At 66.9% G+C, this 17,365-nt stretch carries 18 protein-coding genes; 3 read left to right on the top strand and 15 right to left on the bottom strand.

The genetic code is table 11. The features are described from left to right. Positions 1–42 precede the first annotated feature (42 nt). Entirely contained in the window at positions 43–1,395 is a 1,353-nt protein-coding gene (gene hslU / locus J0O65_RS13915) for an ATP-dependent protease ATPase subunit HslU (protein ID WP_285896793.1), read from the top strand. Positions 1,396–1,413: 18 nt separating this feature from the next. Beyond that, positions 1,414–1,608, top strand: coding sequence for a hypothetical protein (locus tag J0O65_RS13910; RefSeq protein ID WP_099665795.1), 195 nt, complete (start codon positions 1,414–1,416; stop codon positions 1,606–1,608). 68 nt (positions 1,609–1,676) lie between these two features. Here the strand turns inward: J0O65_RS13910 and J0O65_RS13905 are convergent, their stop codons facing one another. Next, on the bottom strand, positions 1,677–2,288 hold the full coding sequence (locus tag J0O65_RS13905; RefSeq protein WP_215407562.1) for an outer membrane protein: 612 nt from the start codon (positions 2,286–2,288) through the stop codon (positions 1,677–1,679). A 168-nt stretch (positions 2,289–2,456) separates the two neighbouring features. Here J0O65_RS13905 and J0O65_RS13900 point away from each other — a divergent pair, with 168 nt between their 5' ends. Then, on the top strand, positions 2,457–3,242 hold the full coding sequence (locus J0O65_RS13900; protein ID WP_353056193.1) for a helix-turn-helix domain-containing protein: 786 nt from the start codon (positions 2,457–2,459) through the stop codon (positions 3,240–3,242). Here the strand turns inward: J0O65_RS13900 and J0O65_RS13895 are convergent. The 14 genes from J0O65_RS13895 to J0O65_RS13830 all read right to left on the bottom strand — a co-directional run bounded on the left by J0O65_RS13895 (position 3,215) and on the right by J0O65_RS13830 (position 17,360). Then, positions 3,215–5,476 carry a patatin-like phospholipase family protein gene (locus J0O65_RS13895; protein WP_215407560.1) on the bottom strand — a complete coding sequence of 754 codons (2,262 nt, stop codon included), beginning with the start codon at positions 5,474–5,476 and terminating at the stop codon, positions 3,215–3,217. The two genes, J0O65_RS13900 and J0O65_RS13895, sit on opposite strands and share 28 nt — an antisense overlap. A gap of 64 nt (positions 5,477–5,540) precedes the next feature. Next, a complete protein-coding gene (locus tag J0O65_RS13890) occupies positions 5,541–6,101 on the bottom strand; it encodes a type II secretion system protein N (protein ID WP_215407558.1) in 561 nt (186 codons plus the stop codon). 15 nt (positions 6,102–6,116) lie between these two features. Beyond that, positions 6,117–7,337, bottom strand: a complete 1,221-nt coding sequence (gene gspF / locus J0O65_RS13885; RefSeq protein ID WP_215407557.1) for a type II secretion system inner membrane protein GspF — start codon at positions 7,335–7,337, stop codon at positions 6,117–6,119. A 10-nt stretch (positions 7,338–7,347) separates the two neighbouring features. After that, positions 7,348–8,769 carry a type II secretion system ATPase GspE gene (gene gspE, locus J0O65_RS13880; RefSeq protein ID WP_215407556.1) on the bottom strand — a complete coding sequence of 474 codons (1,422 nt, stop codon included), beginning with the start codon at positions 8,767–8,769 and terminating at the stop codon, positions 7,348–7,350. 10 nt (positions 8,770–8,779) lie between these two features. Further along, on the bottom strand, positions 8,780–11,029 hold the full coding sequence (gspD, locus tag J0O65_RS13875) for a type II secretion system secretin GspD (RefSeq protein WP_215407555.1): 2,250 nt from the start codon (positions 11,027–11,029) through the stop codon (positions 8,780–8,782). Then, a complete protein-coding gene (locus tag J0O65_RS13870) occupies positions 11,026–11,802 on the bottom strand; it encodes a type II secretion system protein N (RefSeq protein WP_215407554.1) in 777 nt (258 codons plus the stop codon). Before J0O65_RS13870 ends, gspD begins: the two co-directional genes overlap by 4 nt. Continuing rightward, positions 11,799–12,332, bottom strand: a complete 534-nt coding sequence (locus J0O65_RS13865; protein ID WP_215407553.1) for a type II secretion system protein M — start codon at positions 12,330–12,332, stop codon at positions 11,799–11,801. Before J0O65_RS13865 ends, J0O65_RS13870 begins: the two co-directional genes overlap by 4 nt. Continuing rightward, positions 12,329–13,558: a type II secretion system protein GspL gene (gene gspL, locus J0O65_RS13860; RefSeq protein ID WP_251373743.1), complete on the bottom strand. Its 1,230-nt coding sequence runs from the start codon at positions 13,556–13,558 to the stop codon at positions 12,329–12,331. The genes J0O65_RS13865 and gspL overlap by 4 nt, the downstream gene beginning before the upstream one ends. A 19-nt stretch (positions 13,559–13,577) precedes the next feature. After that, complete coding sequence (gene gspK, locus J0O65_RS13855; RefSeq protein WP_215407552.1) at positions 13,578–14,546, bottom strand: type II secretion system minor pseudopilin GspK; 969 nt, start codon at positions 14,544–14,546, stop codon at positions 13,578–13,580. Further along, positions 14,543–15,166: a PulJ/GspJ family protein gene (locus J0O65_RS13850; RefSeq protein WP_215407551.1), complete on the bottom strand. Its 624-nt coding sequence runs from the start codon at positions 15,164–15,166 to the stop codon at positions 14,543–14,545. Before J0O65_RS13850 ends, gspK begins: the two co-directional genes overlap by 4 nt. After that, positions 15,166–15,549, bottom strand: coding sequence for a type II secretion system minor pseudopilin GspI (gene gspI / locus J0O65_RS13845; protein WP_152254115.1), 384 nt, complete (start codon positions 15,547–15,549; stop codon positions 15,166–15,168). Before gspI ends, J0O65_RS13850 begins: the two co-directional genes overlap by 1 nt. Further along, positions 15,546–16,040, bottom strand: coding sequence for a GspH/FimT family pseudopilin (locus J0O65_RS13840; RefSeq protein ID WP_046681998.1), 495 nt, complete (start codon positions 16,038–16,040; stop codon positions 15,546–15,548). Before J0O65_RS13840 ends, gspI begins: the two co-directional genes overlap by 4 nt. Positions 16,041–16,052: 12 nt before the next feature. Continuing rightward, positions 16,053–16,505, bottom strand: a complete 453-nt coding sequence (gspG, locus tag J0O65_RS13835) for a type II secretion system major pseudopilin GspG (RefSeq protein WP_215407548.1) — start codon at positions 16,503–16,505, stop codon at positions 16,053–16,055. A gap of 93 nt (positions 16,506–16,598) precedes the next feature. Further along, positions 16,599–17,360 (bottom strand): HesA/MoeB/ThiF family protein, encoded by a 762-nt coding sequence (locus tag J0O65_RS13830; RefSeq protein ID WP_215407547.1) that lies wholly within the window; start codon positions 17,358–17,360, stop codon positions 16,599–16,601. Positions 17,361–17,365 lie beyond the last annotated feature (5 nt).

The following is a 17,365-nucleotide window of genomic DNA, read 5'->3' as shown; positions in this document are numbered from 1 at the left end:
CGGGCACTCTACGCAAAAGAAAGATAGAAAGCCATTATGATCATGAACATGACCCCGTCGGAAATCGTCACCGAACTCGACAAACACGTGGTGGGCCAGGCCAAGGCCAAGCGCGCCGTCGCCATCGCCCTGCGCAACCGCTGGCGCCGCCAGCAGGTGGCCGAGCCCCTGCGCCATGAAATCACGCCCAAGAATATCCTCATGATCGGCCCCACGGGCGTCGGCAAGACGGAAATCGCGCGCCGCCTGGCCAAGCTGGCCGAGGCGCCGTTCATCAAGATCGAGGCGACCAAGTTTACGGAAGTGGGCTATGTGGGGCGCGACGTCGACACCATCATCCGCGACCTGATCGACATCGGCATCAAGCAGACGCGCGCGCTGGAAATGAAGAAGGTGCGCGCGCGCGCCGAAGACGCGGCGGAAGACCGCGTGATCGACATCCTCGTGCCGCCGGCGCGCGACTTCGGCTTCACGCCGAATACGCCAGCGTCCGTCGACAGCGGCGGCGGCGACAGCACGCGCCAGACCTTCCGCAAGCGTCTGCGCCAGGGCGAGCTCGATGACAAGGAAATCGAGATCGAACTGGCCGAGGCGGGCCCGCAGATGGAAATCATGGCGCCGCCGGGCATGGAGGAAATGACGGAACAGATCAAGTCCATGTTCTCGGGCGTGGGCGGACAGCGCAAGAAGGCGCGCAAGGTCAAGATCCGCGAAGCGCTCAAACTGCTGGTCGAGGAGGAAGCGGCCAAGCTGCTCAACGAGGATGAACTGAAACAGAAGGCCATCCAGAACGTCGAGCAGAACGGCATCGTCTTCCTCGACGAGATCGACAAGATCGCTTCGCGTTCGGAATCGGGCGGCGCCGACGTCTCGCGCGCCGGCGTGCAGCGCGACCTGCTGCCGCTGGTCGAGGGCACGACCGTCAACACCAAGTACGGCATGATCCGCACGGACCACATCCTGTTCATCGCCTCGGGCGCCTTCCACCTGTCGAAGCCGTCGGACCTGATTCCCGAGCTGCAGGGGCGTTTCCCCATCCGCGTGGAACTGGAATCGCTGTCGATTGCGGACTTCGAGCGCATTCTCACCAGCACCGACGCCTGCCTGACGATGCAGTACGAAGCCTTGCTGGCGACGGAAAACCTGACCTTGAAATTCGCACCGGAAGGCATCACGCGCCTGGCGGAAATCGCCTATTCGGTGAACGAGCGCACGGAAAACATCGGCGCGCGCCGGCTGCACACGGTGATGGAAAAACTGCTGGAAGAAGTGTCGTTTACGGCCAGCGAAAACAGCAGCGGCACGGAAAACCTGCTGGTGATCGATGCCGCGTACGTCAACGAACGGCTGGAAGCGCTGTCGGTCAACGAGGACCTGTCGCGCTACGTGCTGTAAGCAGGAAGGGGGAAACCGATGGCAAACAAGGCCTTAGCGACGCGGCAGAAAATGCAGTTCCGCGTCGAACCCTCGCAAAAACCGCGCAACCCGGTCGCCACCGCCGCCCTGCAGCGCGCCGCCGGGGCGCATGTGAAAACCGTGTCAGGCCAGCGCCAGCAGGAAAAACGCCTGCTGGCGAAATTGCTGTTGAAAGTTGAAATAGACAAATAGGCCGCCCGCGGACACCCCTTGCATGGGGCGTCCGCCATCAGGCCACTGTGTGCCGCGGCAGCGTCGCCTTAGAAACGGTAGGACGCGCCCAGCGAAAACATGTCGACCTTGGTCGTCTGCTTGCTGCTGTACTTGACGGGCACGCGGTCCCAGTCGAGGTGCAGCGACCAGTTCTGGTTCAAGGCATACGCCGCGCCGATGCCGTAGGTCAGGCCGATCTTGTCCTTCTTGTCCGAACCGCCGCCCAGATAATCGACCTTGCCCTGCGTGTATGCCGCACCGGCGCGGCCGCTCAGGGTGAACGCGTCGAACTGGTAGCCGAGCACGCCCTGTATGCCGAGGCCCGTGAACTTGCCGCGGCCGGCACGCTTGCCGGCGCCCGTGTCGAAGCCGGACTTCACCTCGCCGCCCATATACCCCACCAGTTCAATCGAAGGCAGGGCCACGCCGCCCTGAAACGGCAGCGCGTCGAAACTGTAACCCACGTAGGCCTTGCCATTGCGCTTGCTGCTTTTGTCGCAATCGCTTTGGCCGGCGATGCAATCGAGGCCGGTACTGGCGCGAAAGCCATAGCTGGCGCCCATGTAGATGGGGCTGGCCGGATCGGCAGCCGACGCATGCAAGGGGGCGATGGCGGCCAGCGCCAGCAGCGCTGCGGGGAAACGTAATTGGAAGGACATGGATAACCTCTACAAGTGGATGAGTTGCCTGGTTGTAGCGCGCCGTGCGAGCCACAAGCGGGAGTGTCATCGTTTTTGCCGAAAAGTACTATCTCCTTGTGCAAAGTGCCATTCAGGGATACATTCGGTACCGTCATCCGCCACCAATCTTATCAAAAGGGATATTCCGTGAGTTCACCCGAACTGGTTTTGCGCGTGCTGCGCACCCAACTGCGCGCCGCCGGCATCACGTACAAAGTGCTGGCAGAACGCATCGCCATGAGCGAGTCGAGCGTCAAGCGCATGTTTGGCCAGCACGACATGTCGCTGTCGCGCCTGGCCCTGATCTGCAAGGCCTCGGGCATCGCCATGGAAGACGTGCTGCGCGGCGCGGCCGACATCACGCCGCATGCCGACACGCTCACCCTGGTGCAGGAAAAGTCGCTGGTGGCGCATCCGCGCCTGCTGCTAGTGGCGATCTGCTGCCTCGGTCACTGGAGCCTGGAGCAGGTGGTGGAAACGTATGCGCTGACGCAGGCCGAATGCATCGGCTGCCTGGCGGAGCTGGACCGCCTGGGCTTGATCGAACTCAAGCCGCTGAACCGCTACAGCCTGCGCGTCTCGAACGCCTTCCACTGGCTGGCCGACGGTCCGGTGCAGCAGTACTTCCGCGAACACGTGGTGGCCGATTATTTCAGCGGGCATTTTGACGGCGCCGGCGAAACCCTGATGTGCATCCCGGCGCGCCTGTCGCTGTCGAGCGCGCAGGAACTGGTGCAGAAAATCCGCCAGCTGGCCGAGGAACTGGCGCGGCTGCACCAGAACGACCGGCGCCTTGCGCCGCAGGAGCGCGACGGTTTCACCCTGCTGCTGGGTTTCCGTTCATGGGAATTTGCCGCCTTCACGGCCTTGCGCCGCAGTTCTGCGGCCGCCGCTCCGGCGCCTCCCTACCAGACCGGCCCGAGGAACAGATAGAAGGTGCTCTCGCCGCCCTTGGACGCGCCCGACGCCATGTAGACGGGGCCGAAGCGGGTATCGACCGAGATGAAGGCGCTGCTGGCCTGCGTGAATTTGCTGCTCTTCCAGCGCTCGTTCTGGTCGAAGCCGCCACCCATTTCCAGCGAAAAGCCGGCCCGCACGGCGCCGCCCAGGGTGCTGGGCAGGGACGCGATGCGGCGCGCCATCACCACCCGCGCCAGGGCGATGCTGCGCCCGCTCACGGATTCGAAATCCGTGCCGGACAGGCGCAGGAAGCCGCCCAGGCTGAGCGGCGCCTCGCCGCGCTGCGCGCGCGCCCATTCGCCATACACGTGGCCGGCCCAGTTGCCATAACCGAAGGCCTTCAATGCCGTCAGCGAAGAGCGGCCCAGCGCCGCTTCGCCCGAACCCGTGGTCGAGGCGCGCGTCCAGGTGGCGTCGAGCAGTGCGCCGCGCGTGGGGAAACCGGGCGAATCGAGCGTATCGACGCGGAACTGGACGAACTGGGTGGTGCCCAGCGCGCGCGACTCGGGCAGCGTGGGATCGGCCGGTATCGCCAGCTTGCCCTTGATCTCCGTGCGCGTGACACCGAACTGCAGATCGCCCCAGGTGCCGAACTCGCGTCCCAGCACCAGCGCCGCCGTCTGGCCGTTATACGCCACGCGTGCGCTGCGCCGGCCCTTGTCGAAGACATCCACCGCCGACGAGGCGTACTGCAGCTGCGGCGCGATGTACCACGGATTGCCGGCGCCCAGCGGCTGCCAGAACTGCACGCCATAGCCGCGCGCGTTGCCGATCTGCGCCGTGCTGCGCAACTCGCCGCCCCAGCTGTTCAGGTTCGAGCGCACGTGCAGCAGCTTCAGGGCGAAGCTGTTGCTGTCCCTGAAATCGCTGGACAGCTCCAGGCCCACGCGCAGGCGGTTGCTGGCCCATGGCGCTTCGACGGCCTTGATGGTGACCGCGCGCTGGTCGCCCGCGTCGACCACTTCCGTCTCCACGCGCGCCACGTCGCCGCGGCCATACAGCCTGGCCACCGCCGCGAGCACATCTTCCTGGCTGACCGCCTGCCCCTCCACCAGGCCCGATTGCGCCTGCAGGATGCGCGGATTGATCTCGCCTTCGCTCTCCACGGCCAGCCGCGTGAGCGGCAGGGCCACGTCCAGCAGGGCCGGCGCCGCCAGGCGCAGCTGCTCGCGCGCCGCATACTGCTCCGGCGGCAGCGCCAGCGGCGCCAGGCGGGCGGCCAGCGCCTGCGCGGCCTGCTCGCCGGCGCGCATGGCGCGCGCATAGTTTTCAAAGTCGAGGAAACTGACGCCCGTCAAATCCGGCGCCACCAGGATATCCTGCGCGCGCAGCTCCTTGAGCGAACGCTGCACGTTCTGCTCCGTGAGGATCTGCAGCATCTGCTGCGCCACGCCGATGGCGCTGCCCAGGTCTTTTTCGGGCGCCAGCGGCGTGCCCACGTTGACGGCGATGATGATGTCGGCGCCCATGGCGCGCGCCATGTCGACGGGCAGGTTGCGCACCAGGCCCCCATCGACCACCAGCCGGTTGTTCACGCGCACGGGGGCGAACACGCCCGGCACGGCCAGCGAGGCGCGCATCGACAGGAACAATGGCGTATCGACCAGTTCCACCAGCTCGCCATTGACCAGGTCAGACGCCACCGAGCGGAAAGGCAGCGGCAGCTGGCTGGCGGGACGGTCGCGCATGCCGGCCGGCAGCAGCCGGCTCAGGGCCATCTCCAGCGCCGCATTGCTGGCTGCGGCCGGCGGCGTGGAGATGCCGTTGCGGCTCACGCCAAATTCGATGCGCGACGGCAGCAACAAATCTTCCTCGCGGCGGCGGAACGCCAGCTCGTCGCGCGGCGGCCGGTCGGCCACCACGCGCGCCCAGTTGGTTTCGCGCGCCATCTTTTCCAGGTCCGCCACGGAAGCGCCAGCCGCATACGCGCCGCCCACCACGCCGCCCATGCTGGTGCCGACCACCATGTCGACCGGCACATGCAGCTCCTGCAGCACTTTCAGTACGCCGATATGCGCCAGGCCGCGCGCGCCGCCGCCCGACAGCACCAGGGCGATGCGCGGGCGCGCCGCGACGGGCGCGGGGACGGCCAGCGCGGCAACGGAGGTAGGGGCAGTGGCGGCGGCGGGGACATCGGCGGCGGCAGCCGGCGGCAAGGCGCACAGCGCCGCCACGCAGCCCGCCAGGACGGCACGGATCGAGAACATGAAAACTCCTGGGGCGATGGCGACACGGCGCCATCGGCAAAATACGATAAGGACAGGGACAGCGTTAATTCGGCGGCGGCGGGTTGCTGCTCACTTGCGGCGCCGGCATCATGGTCGCCGGCCGCTGCTGCTCCATCGGCAGCGGCGGCGGCACCAGGTTCGTGGCCGGCGCAGGGGCCGCGGCCGGCGTTGGGGTGGCGGACACCTGCCCCGGCAAGGCCAGCGCCTTGTCGTCGGCCACCAGGTCGATGCGCTTGCTCACGCCGCCATCGCGCAACAGCACGTGGCGCGCATGCACTTCCTGCACCGTCACGCCGGGCACCACCTCGGCGCCTTCCGGCAGGGCCACTGACGGCTTGCCATCGGTCGAGATGATGGCCACGCTGCCGCGGCCATTGCCGGCGGCGACCACGCCCTTGAGCTGGTAGTTGCTGGCCGTGGCCACGCTGACCTGGCCGCCGAACAGCGAAGCGCCCGCCTCCACGCTGGCATCCTGCACCACCGGCACGGCCGGTGGATTGATGGGACGCTGCGGCGCCTTGAACAGCTGCATGGCCCAATAGGCCAGCGACACGGACAGCGCCACGACGGCGAACAAACTTGTAACTTGAGGCAAACGCTTCATGGCTTCCTTGGATTCTTATCTTACGAGCTGATTGATTTCGATAATCGGCATCAGCACGGCCAGCACGATCAGCAGCACCACCACGCCCATGGCCAGGATCAGGGCAGGCTCCAGCAGGCCGGCAATCGTCAGGGTGCGGCGTTCCAGGTCCTGCTCCTGCGCGCTGGCGGCCCGTTCCAGCATGGCCGGCAGCTCGCCCGTGATTTCGCCGGCGCGTATCATGTGGATCAGCATGGGCGGAAAGTGCTTTTGCGCCGACAGCGCGCGCGCCAGGCTGACGCCCTCGCGCACGGCGCCGCTGGCGTCGGCCACCAGTTCCTGCATCGCCACGTTGGTGAGCGTGTCGCGGCTGGTGTCGAGCGCGCGCAGGATCGGCACGCCGGACCCCGTGGTGATGGCCAGCGTGCTGGCGAAACGCGCCGTGTTCAGGCTGCGCTCGAACTTGCCGTACAGGGGCGCCGTCAGCAGCCAGGTATGCCAGCGCCGCTTCAGGGCCGGCTGCTGCAGCGCGCGGCGCCAGGCGAACCAGGCGCCGGCGAGCACGATTGCCACGACGACGCCGTAGTGGCGCACGAAGTCCGACAGCGCCAGCATGATCACGGTCAGCATGGGCAGCTTCTGCTTGGTATTGGCGAACACCGAGACGATCTGCGGCACCACATAGGTGAGCAGGAAAATGACGATGGAAAACGCCACCACCGTGACGATGGCCGGATACGTGAATGCCAGCTTGACCTTCTGCACCAGCGCGTTGCGCCGCTCGATGTAGTCGGCCAGGCGCGAGAGCACGCGCGACAAATGGCCGATCTGCTCGCCCGACGCCACCAGCGCCCGGTAAATTTCCGCGAAATCGCGCGGATGGCGCGCCAGCACGTCGGAAAACGCGGCGCCGCCGATCACTTCCGAACGGATCGAGGCGATCAGGTCGCGCAGATACGGCCGCTCGGCCTGTTCCAGCAGCGCGGAAAAGGCCTGCTCCAGCGGCAGGCCCGCTTCCAGCAAACTGGCCAGCTGGCGCGTAAACAGGGCCAGCTCGGTGCTGGACAGGCGTTCGCCGAAGCCGCGCCGTTTGGTGACGCCGGCGGCGTCGACCTGCGCGGCGATCGGCTCGACGGCCAGCGGCACCAGGCCTTGCACGCGCAGCTCGGCGCGCGCGGAACGGGGACTGTCGGCGTTGAGCACGCCCTTGCGGGTGGCGCCCTGGGCGTCGACGGCTTCATAGCGGAATGCGGGCATGGTGGCGGGCCTAGTCTTTGGTCACGCGCAGCAATTCGGCCTGCGTGGTGGTGCCGTCGCGCAGCCAGCGTTCGCCGTCGTCGCGCATGCTCGTCATGCCGTCATGCAGGGCCACGGCGCGCACCTCCGCCTCGGAGGCGCGATTGTGGATCTGCGCGCGGATCTGCTCCGTCGTGCGCAGCAGCTCGTACACGCCCACGCGGCCCTGGTAGCCCGTCTGGCCGCAATGCTCGCAGCCGACCGCCTGCCAGTACTGCCCGTCGAAGGTCTTGCAGGAGCCGCACAGCTTGCGCACCAGGCGCTGCGCCAGCACGCCCAGCAAGGACGACGACAGCAGGAACGGCTCGATGCCCATGTCCAGCAATCGCGTGACGGCCGCCGAGGCGTCGTTGGTGTGCAGGGTCGCCAGCACCAGGTGGCCCGTCAAGGATGCCTGCACGGCGATCTGCGCCGTTTCCAGGTCGCGGATCTCGCCGATCATGATCACGTCCGGGTCTTGCCGCAGGATCGCCCGCAGCGCCTTGGCGAACGTCATGTCGATGCGCGGGTTGACCTGGGTCTGGCCCACGCCCGCCAGGTCGTATTCGATCGGGTCTTCCACCGTGAGGATATTCGTGGTGGTGGCGTTGAGCATCGACAGCGCCGCGTACAGGGTGGTGGTCTTGCCCGAGCCGGTGGGGCCCGTGACGAGCACGATGCCGTGCGGCTGCGTGATCAGGCCGTCGAACTGCGCCAGCATGGGCGCGCTCATGCCCAGGTGCTGCAGGTCGAGGCGGCCCGCTTCCTTGTCCAGCAAACGCAAGACGGCCCGTTCGCCATGCCCGGTGGGCAGGGTCGAGACGCGCACGTCGACGGGCTTGCCGCCCACGCGCAGGGTGATGCGGCCGTCCTGCGGCAAGCGCTTTTCGGCGATGTCGAGCTGCGCCATGATCTTGATGCGCGAGATCAGCGAACCGTGGATGGCCTTGCGCGGGCGCACCACGTCGCGCAGGCTGCCGTCGATGCGGAAGCGCACGACGGAGGTCTGCTCGAACGGCTCGATGTGGATGTCGGACGCGCCTTCGCGCAGCGCCTGCGTGAGCAGCGCGTTGATCATGCGGATGACGGGCGCGTCGTCGGACGATTCGAGCAAATCCTCGATGGCCGGCACGTCCTGCAGCAGCTTGGTCAGATCGAGGTCGGCGTCGAATTCGTCGGCCATCTGCGACGCGTCGCCGCCGCCGCCCGCATAGGCGCCGGCGATGGCCGCATCGAGGTCGCCGCGCGGCAGCACCGTCAATTGAATCTGGCCGAAACGGCGCGACACTTCGGCAATCGCCGCCGGCGCCGTCGATGCGGCCACCAGCACCTCGACGGGAGCGCCGTCGACGGCGCCGGGCCGGGCCAGCAAGCCGAAATCGCGCGCATAGGCATAGGGAAGCAGATTACTCATGACTGTCCCATCACTTCTGCGGCTGCGGCTGTTGCTGCGGTTGTTGCTGATACTGCTGCAGCAGCGACTGCGGCGGGGTGGCCGCGTTGGCCGGCGCGCCTGGCGGCGGCGTCGGCGCCGGCGGCACGGGACGCGTCACCATGTTGCCGCCCACGGGCTGGCCATCCTGCAGGGCCGGCAGCACCGGCGTGCCCAGGTCTTTCAGCATCAGATTGCCCGAGGCCGGCACGGCGGCCGTCTCGGCCGAACGCATGTAGTCGTAGCGGTCGGCCGCCAGGCTGCCGCTCTGCTCCTTGTTGCGCACGATGACGGGGCGCAGGAAGATCATCAGATTCGTTTTCTTGCGCTCGCGCGTCTGGTACTTGAACAGGTTGCCGAGCAAGGGGATGTCGCCCAGGCCGCGCACTTTTTCCGCGTTGTCGCCCGTGCTGTCCTCGATCAGGCCGCCCAGGACGATGATCTGGCCATCGTCGGCCAGCACATTGTTTTCGATCACGCGGTTGTTGATGGTGATGCCGCTGACGGCCGTCGACGTGGATTTGTCCACGCTCGACGTCTCGTGATAGATGCCCAGCTTGATGGTGCCGCCCTCGGAAATCTGCGGACGCACCTTCAGGGTCAGGCCCACTTCCTTGCGGTCGATGGTCTGGAACGGGTTGGTGTTGGTGCCGGCCGTGCTGGTGTACTGGCCCGTCAGGATAGGCACGTTCTGGCCCACCTTGATGGTCGCCAGCTCGTTGTCCAGGGTGATCAGGTTCGGCGTCGACAGGATGTTCGCGTTGCCGTCCGATTCCAGCGCATGCGCCACGGCGCCCAGGCCCAGCGCGCCGTTGATCTGCTTGAAGATGCCCAGGGTCAGGCCGCCCGTCGGCAGCACCTTGCCGCCGCCCAGCGCCAGCTTGGCGATATTGTTGTCGGTGCCGCCGGCGAACGACTGCAGCGCGCCCACGCGGTAGCTGCTGCTGCTGTCGCCGGACAGCCCCAGCCACTGCACGCCGAACTCGGATGCCTTGGCCGACGTCACTTCGACGATCAGCGCCTCGATGTAGACCTGGGCGCGGCGCACGTCGAGCTGGTCGATCACGGCGCGCAGGTTGCGGTAGACGGCCTCGTTGCAGGTCAGGATCAGGGTGTTGGTGGAAGCGTCGGCCTGGATGAAGCCGGCCGCGCCGCCCGATGACAGCTGCTGCGGCCCGTTGCTCAGCGAAGCGCCGCCCGTGGTGCCGCTTTGCGTATTGCCGCCCAGGCCAGTGCTGTTCATGCCGCTGTTATTCTGGCTGATCTGGTTGTTCGTGGCGAGGTTGCTGGTACCCTGCTGCGCCGAGGCGGCCGTGCCGTCCGACGTCACCACCGAGCGCAGGGTCTGCGCCAGCTTGGTGGCGTCCGCATTTTTCAGGTACACCACGTGCACATTGCCCAGCTGCGTGGTGGGCTGGTCCAGCTTCGAGATCAGCGACTTGGCCAGGTTGGCGCGCGCCGCCGACGGCGCGCGCAGCACCAGCGAATTGGTGCGCGGGTCGGCCAGCACGGACACCTTGCCCGTATCGCCCGCCGCGCCGGCGCCCGCATTGCCGCCTTCCATCAGCTTGTTCACCATCGAAGCCAGGTCGGAAGCGATGGCATAGCGCACGGGGATCACGTCCAGGTCCGTCGAGGCGGGCACGTCGAGCGCGGCGATGATCTTCGCCAGGCGCTTGAGATTATCCGCGTAATCGGTGATCACCAGCGAATTGTTGCCCGGGTTGGCGTTGATCGTGTTGTTCGGCGAAATGAGCGGGCGCAGCACGGCCAGCAGGTTGGCCGACGATTCGTAGTTCAGGTAAAACACCTGGGTGGCGATCTGGTCGCCCTTCACCTGGCTGGCGCCGTTGCCCACCTGGGTCGGCACGGACTGCAGCTTGGCGTCCGCTTCCGGCACCACTTTCGCGTAGCCGTCGCCGGAGACCACCGCATAGCCCTGCAGGCGCAAGGCCGAGGCCAGCAGCGCGAAAGCCTGCGTCTTGCTGATCGATTTTTCCGACACCAGGGTGATCGTGCCCTTGACGCGCGGGTCGATGACGAAATTGATGTTGGTGTAATGGCCCACCGCCTTGATCACGGATTCGATGTCGGCGCCGACGAAATTGAGCGCCGCTTCATCGCCGGGCGCGGCCCAGACGGGCGCCGGCATGCCGGCCACGGAACAGCACAGCAAGGCGGCGGCCGACAGGCGGCGCAGCGAAAAGGAGAAGGTATGGGGGCTCACGGATGGTTTTTTCATTGTCTGAACTCTAAGGCGATGATGTTTTTTTCGCTATTGCTACGGCGCTGTCCCAGCAAATTCAACAAACTCGCCAAGGTCTCTTCATATCCTGCTGCGGCCTGGGCCTGGCCGGAAAACTGCATGCGCCCCTGTTGCAGGCTGCCGCTGCCGTCGAGCAGCAGCGGTCCCTTGATGGAGCGCAGCGTCAACGTCGCCTGCTGCCCCTGCCAATCGAAATCCAATTCGTAGCTGCCCAGCGGACGCAGGGACGACAGGCGCGACGCCATGTCCGTCATCTGCAAGGTGGTGCGCCCGACGGCGGAAAACTGCTGTTTTTCCAGTGCCAGCTGCAGGGTGCTCCACGACAGGCGCATGCTGCCCGTCGGCGCCACGGTATTCAACGGCGCACCGAGGCCGCCCAGGCCATCGGCCGGCAGCAGCAGCGCCGCCGGACTGACCTGCCATTGCGACCACGAGCCGCGCAGGTTCACCGCCTGCGACAGCGCCTGCGCATTCTGCAATTCCACGTCGACCGACCCCCATAGCACGGACGGCGAAATGCGCCAGCTGAAGCGCCCCGGCAGCAGCGGCGTCACGGCGCCGTTCGCGCTGGCCGCCCCGCCGATAAAGGCCGAGCCGCGCCACAGGGTACCTTGCGCGTCGCCCAAGGTCAAACGTCCGCCCGTCTGCTTTTCCACGATACCGGCCACCCAGCCGGCCGGGAAAAACACCAGCAGGGTGACGCAGACGCTGACGCAGATGGCCAGCAGCCAGCCAAGCACGCGCATCATCTTGCCGCGCCCGGGCTCTGGTGCAGGGTCAGGCTGGCATCGACCAGCCCCGCCTTGCCCTGCGCCGTGATCTTCGCTTCCTGCACCGCCACGCGGCCTTCGCGGCGCAAGCCGTCCAGCCACAGCATGACGCTGGCGAACGGCACGCCATTCAATTGCACGCGCGCATACTCTCCCGTCAGCGACAGCGATTGTGGCGCCAGGCCGCGCGCCTTCAGCGACGCGTCAAGGCTGTCACGGCTCATGGGGGCCACCTGCACGGGCGCCTGGCGCGCCAGTTCGCCCGCTTCGCGCGCCAGCGCCTGCAGCTGGGCCGCGTTCTGGCGCAGCTCGGGCAAGCTCTTTTGCAGGGCGATGCGGCCCGTCCACGCCGGCTCGAAGCACACCGCGTAGACGAGGGCCAGCCCCGCCACCACGCCGCCGATGGCCAGCAGCTTGCGTTCCTGCGGCGTGCGCTCGGCCCAGAAGGCCTGCAGGTTCTGCTGCTGGCCCGTCAGCGCGGCGCGCGCCTTGTTGACTGCTGCACTCATGCTTTTGCTCCCGTGGCCGGCGTGATCTTCCACACGCCCGGCGCCGTTTCATTCAAGGCCAGCTTGCGCGCGGCCAGGCCGTCGCGCACCTGCGCCTGGGCGCTGGCGTCGACCATGTCCGGCTTCAGCCTGACGATCAGGCTGCGCTCGCGGTATTCCAGCGACGCCACCACGCCGCGCCCGGCCAGGCCGCCCAGCGCCTCGCCCAGCGCCGCGCTCATGCTGGTGAAGTCATCCATGCTGGCCTGGCCGCCCTGCAGGCGGGCGGCGGCGATATTGCGCCGCATCTGTTCCGCTTCCAGCCCATACACGGGCGCTTCATTCGGATACGCGGCCTTGAAGGTTTGCTGCATCGAGGTGCGCACGGTGGCCGCCTCGCGCTTCAAGCGCATCCATTCGATGTTCATGCCCACCAGGTTGACGATGACGGCCAGCAGCGCCAGGCGCAGCGGCCAGCGCCAGCGGCGCCATTCGGTGGCCGATCCCGTCGCCGTGCCCAGCGCGGCGGCCAGGTCCAGTCCCGCGCCCTTGGCGCCGGCGATCCAGTGCGCCCAATGGTCCGCTTCCACCGTCACGCCCGCCATGCCGGCGGCCAGCTGCTGATATGGCGCCAGCTCGGCCTGCGCCACATACACCGTCAGCGGCACGTCGCCGGCAAACGCGCGCGTCGTCAGCAGCGCCTGCTGCGGCTGGGGCGGCAGCACCAGGCCCAGCCCTTCCTGCGGCGCCTGGCGCAAGGCCAGCTCCAGGGCGTCGCCGGCCGCCTGCAGGGCGGCCGTCACGCCGCCCGGCTGCAAGGGCAGGCACAGCTGCGACGGCAGCAGCGCCACCTTGCGCGCACCCTGCGCCAACAAAGCCTTCACGAGTACCTCGGCCCAGGCGCGCTGCGCCACGGCCACCGTGCGCATGCCGTTCGCATCGGGCGCGCCGGCGGCCAGCAGGCAATCCTGGGTGTCGCCGAGGATGTGTTCTTCCACCAGGCCCGGCAAGGCCGCGCGCAGGCGGGCGCCGGCCAGCGGCGGCGTTTTCAGGCGCAGCAGGGTCACGTCGGCCGCCGTCAGCAGCAGCACCACCTGCTTCGCGCCGGCGATCAGCTGGCCCAGGCTGCCCAGCGGCGCGCTACCCTGCTGCAACAGGGCGCCGCCGTCGCCGGCCAAGGCGAAGGAACAGGCAGGCGCGCTGTCGGTGGACGCCTTGGCAGGGTGACGGATATACAATATTGTCAAAGTGACTCGCTTTCAGCTGTTAATTTTCCCGCAACCAGACCAGGCTGGTGGTGCGCTGCGGATCCGTTTTACGATTGACGAGCGCCACGGCATCGAGGGCGGCGCGGTCCAGCCGCACGCGGATGACGGTGAGGAAGTAGCGGCTCTTCACGTCCAGCTCGACGCCCTCAATCACACTGCCATTGATATTATTCTTGAAGTTTGCAAAATCGACAAACTTTTTACGCGGATTGCTCAAGGTCAGCGCGCTGGCTTCGGACAGCGACAGCATCGTCACGGCCGCCAGCACCTCGGCAGGCGCCGTATTCACATTCACGGGCGTGATTTCCGGCAGCACGATGATGAAATCGCGCAGCTTTTCGATGATTTGCGGCGTATAGCCGGGCACGGCCAGCAAGTCCTCGACTTGCGTGAACGCCACCGGCTCGCTGCCGCCGCCCGTGGTCGCGGGGGCGGCGGGCGTCTTGCCATCGCTGCCGGCGGCGCGCGGTTTCGGCCGGGCGCGCAGCACGGCATCGGCCGTCGCCTGCGCCAGGGAACTATCGAGCTGCAAATTGGACAGCAAGCGCTGGTAGGCCTGCACGTAGGGCTGGCTGACGATGCCCGTGGCCGTGGCCAGGTTGGTGATATTGAAACGCGCCTGCGCGTCGAGCGCGCGGCCCGAGACGGTGGCGTCGAATTTTTCCGTGTCGACCTTTTCGCGGTCCACGTAATCGTCGAGCCGCGCTTCCTCGATGGGCGTGGCCCACACGCCGTCGAGCGCCGTCAGCATGGGATTGTCCTGGCGCAGCCAGAAGCGGGCGAAGTCGACCATGCCGCGCATGGCCCACTGCGTCTGCAGGCGCAGGCGCTGGTTTTCCATCGAACGCACCTGCACCTGCTGCTGCCAGAACAGGCTGGCGACGACCGTGATGGCCAGCGCCGTCAGCAGCAAGGCCGTGATGACGGCCACGCCGCGCTGGCGCGCGGGGAGCGAAAAACGCTTCATCCCGGCCCCAATAAAAAGACTTTCGACAGGCCCGCGTCCTGGCCCGGCATCTGCAAGGTCACTTCCAGGCCCGGCACCTGCGTGGAAATGGTGGCGCCGGCCGTCAGCACGTTCCAGGCGCCATTGCTCCAGCCGCGCATGACCATGCTGTCAACGCCCTGCATCAGGGCCACGTCGGCGCCGGAGGTATCGGTATCGTCGCGCGCCGCCTGCCACAGGGTGTCGAGCACGGCCAGGTCGCGCGTGCCGTTCGACTCGCGCCGCGTCAGCACGCCGCCGCGCAGGCGGTAAGTGACCACTTGCAACTGCTGCGGCTCCTGCTCCGACGCGGCCAGGCGCACCAGGGTCAGGCGGTCATTCTCCGCCAACAGGTTGATGCGGCCATTCAGCAAGGTATTGTTCTGGCCGGCGCCGGCCAGGTGGTCGCAATCGCTCTGCATCTGGGCAAACGCCAGTTGCATGCCGCGCGCCTGCTCGAGCTGGCTGGTCAGCACTTCACGCGAACGCATGATGCTGTCCAGGCCGCGCCAGCCCAGCACGGCGACCATGGCCAGGATGCCGATCGCCACGAGCAGCTCGATCAGGGTGAACCCCTTGGCGGGAAGGTGACGGCGCGCCATCAGTCGTTAAAGGAAAGTAACACCAGGCGCACGATGCGCCGGGCCGGATATTGCACGTCATACACGTTGACGCGCACTTGCCGGATGCGGGGATTCGGCGTGGCCACCACTTCCTCTTCACAGATCAGCTTTAGATCGCCCTGCGGGCAGTCGACCGTGCGCTTGCCCGTCTGCGGAAACGTCTTCGCCAGGCGCAGGCGCACCAGGTGGTTTTCCGCCGACCAGGTGGCCATCATGGCGCTGCGCAAGCCGTCGCTGTTCTGCGTCAGGCTGCCGACGGCGCGCAAGGACGCGCCCAGGGCCGTGCCGACGATGACGAGGGCGACCAGGACTTCCAGCAAAGTGAAGCCGCGCTGGCGACCATGACGTGGGAGCCGCATCATTGCTCGACCGTGAAGTGGCCGATGCCGTCGGCGCGGATGGCCACGCTGCGCTCGCCGCTGGCCAGGGTCAGCACGAAAGGCTTGTCGACCGGTTCGCGGCCGAAGATGATGCGCAGCGGCTGGGCCACGCTGTTCGAGGGCTGCACGCTGAGCAGCATGGGCGTGTTGGCAAACGCCCGCTCGCGCAGCAAATCGTCCTGCGTCACGGGTTGCCACAGCTTTTCATTGAGGACCAGGAAACGGTATTGATTTTCGTCAGCCTCGAACGCCACCTGCCGGCTGCGCACGATGGCTTCATCGCGCGCCAGCTGCAGCAGCAGGGCGATGCGCTCGGCTTCCTTCTGCAGCGCTTGCTGGCCATTCGGCATGGCGTTCAGCGACACCAGGCCCAGGGTGACGCCGATGATCACCATCACCACCAGCAATTCGATCAGCGTGAAGCCGCTGGCGCGTGGCCGGGGCAGTGCGCGACCGGTGGTCATGGCAGGCATGCAATGGAAAACTTACAGTTCCCAGGAGCCGATATCGGCATCGTCGCCGCTACCGCCAGGCTGGCCGTCGGCGCCCAGCGAGATCAGGTCGACTTCGCCCTTCACGCCCGGCGACAGGTATTGGTACGGGTTGCCCCATGGGTCTTTCGGCATCTTTTCCAGGTAGCCGCCCGCCTTCCAGCCGTTCGCGGCCGGTCCCGTGGTCGGTTTCTCGATCAGCGCCTGCAAGCCCTGCTCGGTGGTCGGGTAGCGCTGGTTATCCAGGCGATACAGTTTCAAGGCTTGCATCACGGTGGCGATGTCGACTTTCGCCGCCGCCACTTTCGACTCGCCCGTGCGGGCGATCAGCTTGGGCACCACCAGCGACGCGAGGATACCCATGATCACCACCACGACCATGATTTCGATCAAAGTGAAGCCGCGCACGCGGCGCTGGCGTGTCGGATGGTTTGCTGCGTTTTGCATAAGAAAGAGAGAAGAAGGTGAGTAATGAGAGCAGAGTATAAAGCGGAAATATGACAATGCCTGTCATATAGGGAAAAATTTGTGCGGCGGCTGTCAGGCCGGCAAGACCACTTCGCCGCAAACGGCGCAGCCGGGGTCGCGCGCCACGCGCATGCTGCTCCATTCCATGTGCAAGCCGTCGAGCAAGAGCAGGCGTCCCGCCAAGGACTCGCCCGCGCCCATGATCAGTTTCAAGGCCTCGGCCGCCTGCATGGCGCCCACCACGCCGACCAGCGGCGCGAACACTCCCATGGTCGAGCACGCCTCGTCCGTGAACTGCTGCTCCTGCGGAAACAGGCAGCAATAGCAGGGCTGGGTGCCGGTGCGCGGGTCGAACACGCTCACTTGCCCGTCGAAACGGATCACGGCGCCCGACACCAGCGGCACCTTGGCCGCCACGCAGGCGCGGTTGACGGCGTGGCGCGTGGCGAAGTTGTCGGTGCAGTCGAGCACCACCGTGGCGGAGCAGACCAGTTCGGCCAGGCGCGCGCCGTCGAGACGCTCCTGCAAGGCGACGATGTCGATCTCGGGATTGATGCCGCTCAAGGTCTCGCGCGCCGACAGCACTTTCGGCTGGCCCACGCGCTGTGTCGTGTGAGCGATCTGGCGCTGCAGATTGGTCAGATCGACCGTGTCGTCATCGACCAGGGTCAGCTTGCCGACGCCGCTGGCGGCCAGATACATGGCCGCCGGCGAGCCGAGCCCACCCGCGCCGATCACCAGCACATGCGCGTCGAGCAAGGCTTGCTGGCCTTCGATGCCGATCTGGTCCAGCAGGATGTGGCGCGAGTAGCGCAGCAGTTGAGCGTCGTTCATGGCGG

Origin of the sequence: Janthinobacterium sp. JC611 (assembly GCF_018682595.1) — a bacterium.
Classification (GTDB): Bacteria; Pseudomonadota; Gammaproteobacteria; order Burkholderiales; family Burkholderiaceae_D; genus Janthinobacterium.
Note: the sequence above shows the minus strand (reverse complement) of the source record. Positions and strands in the feature narration are given on the sequence as shown.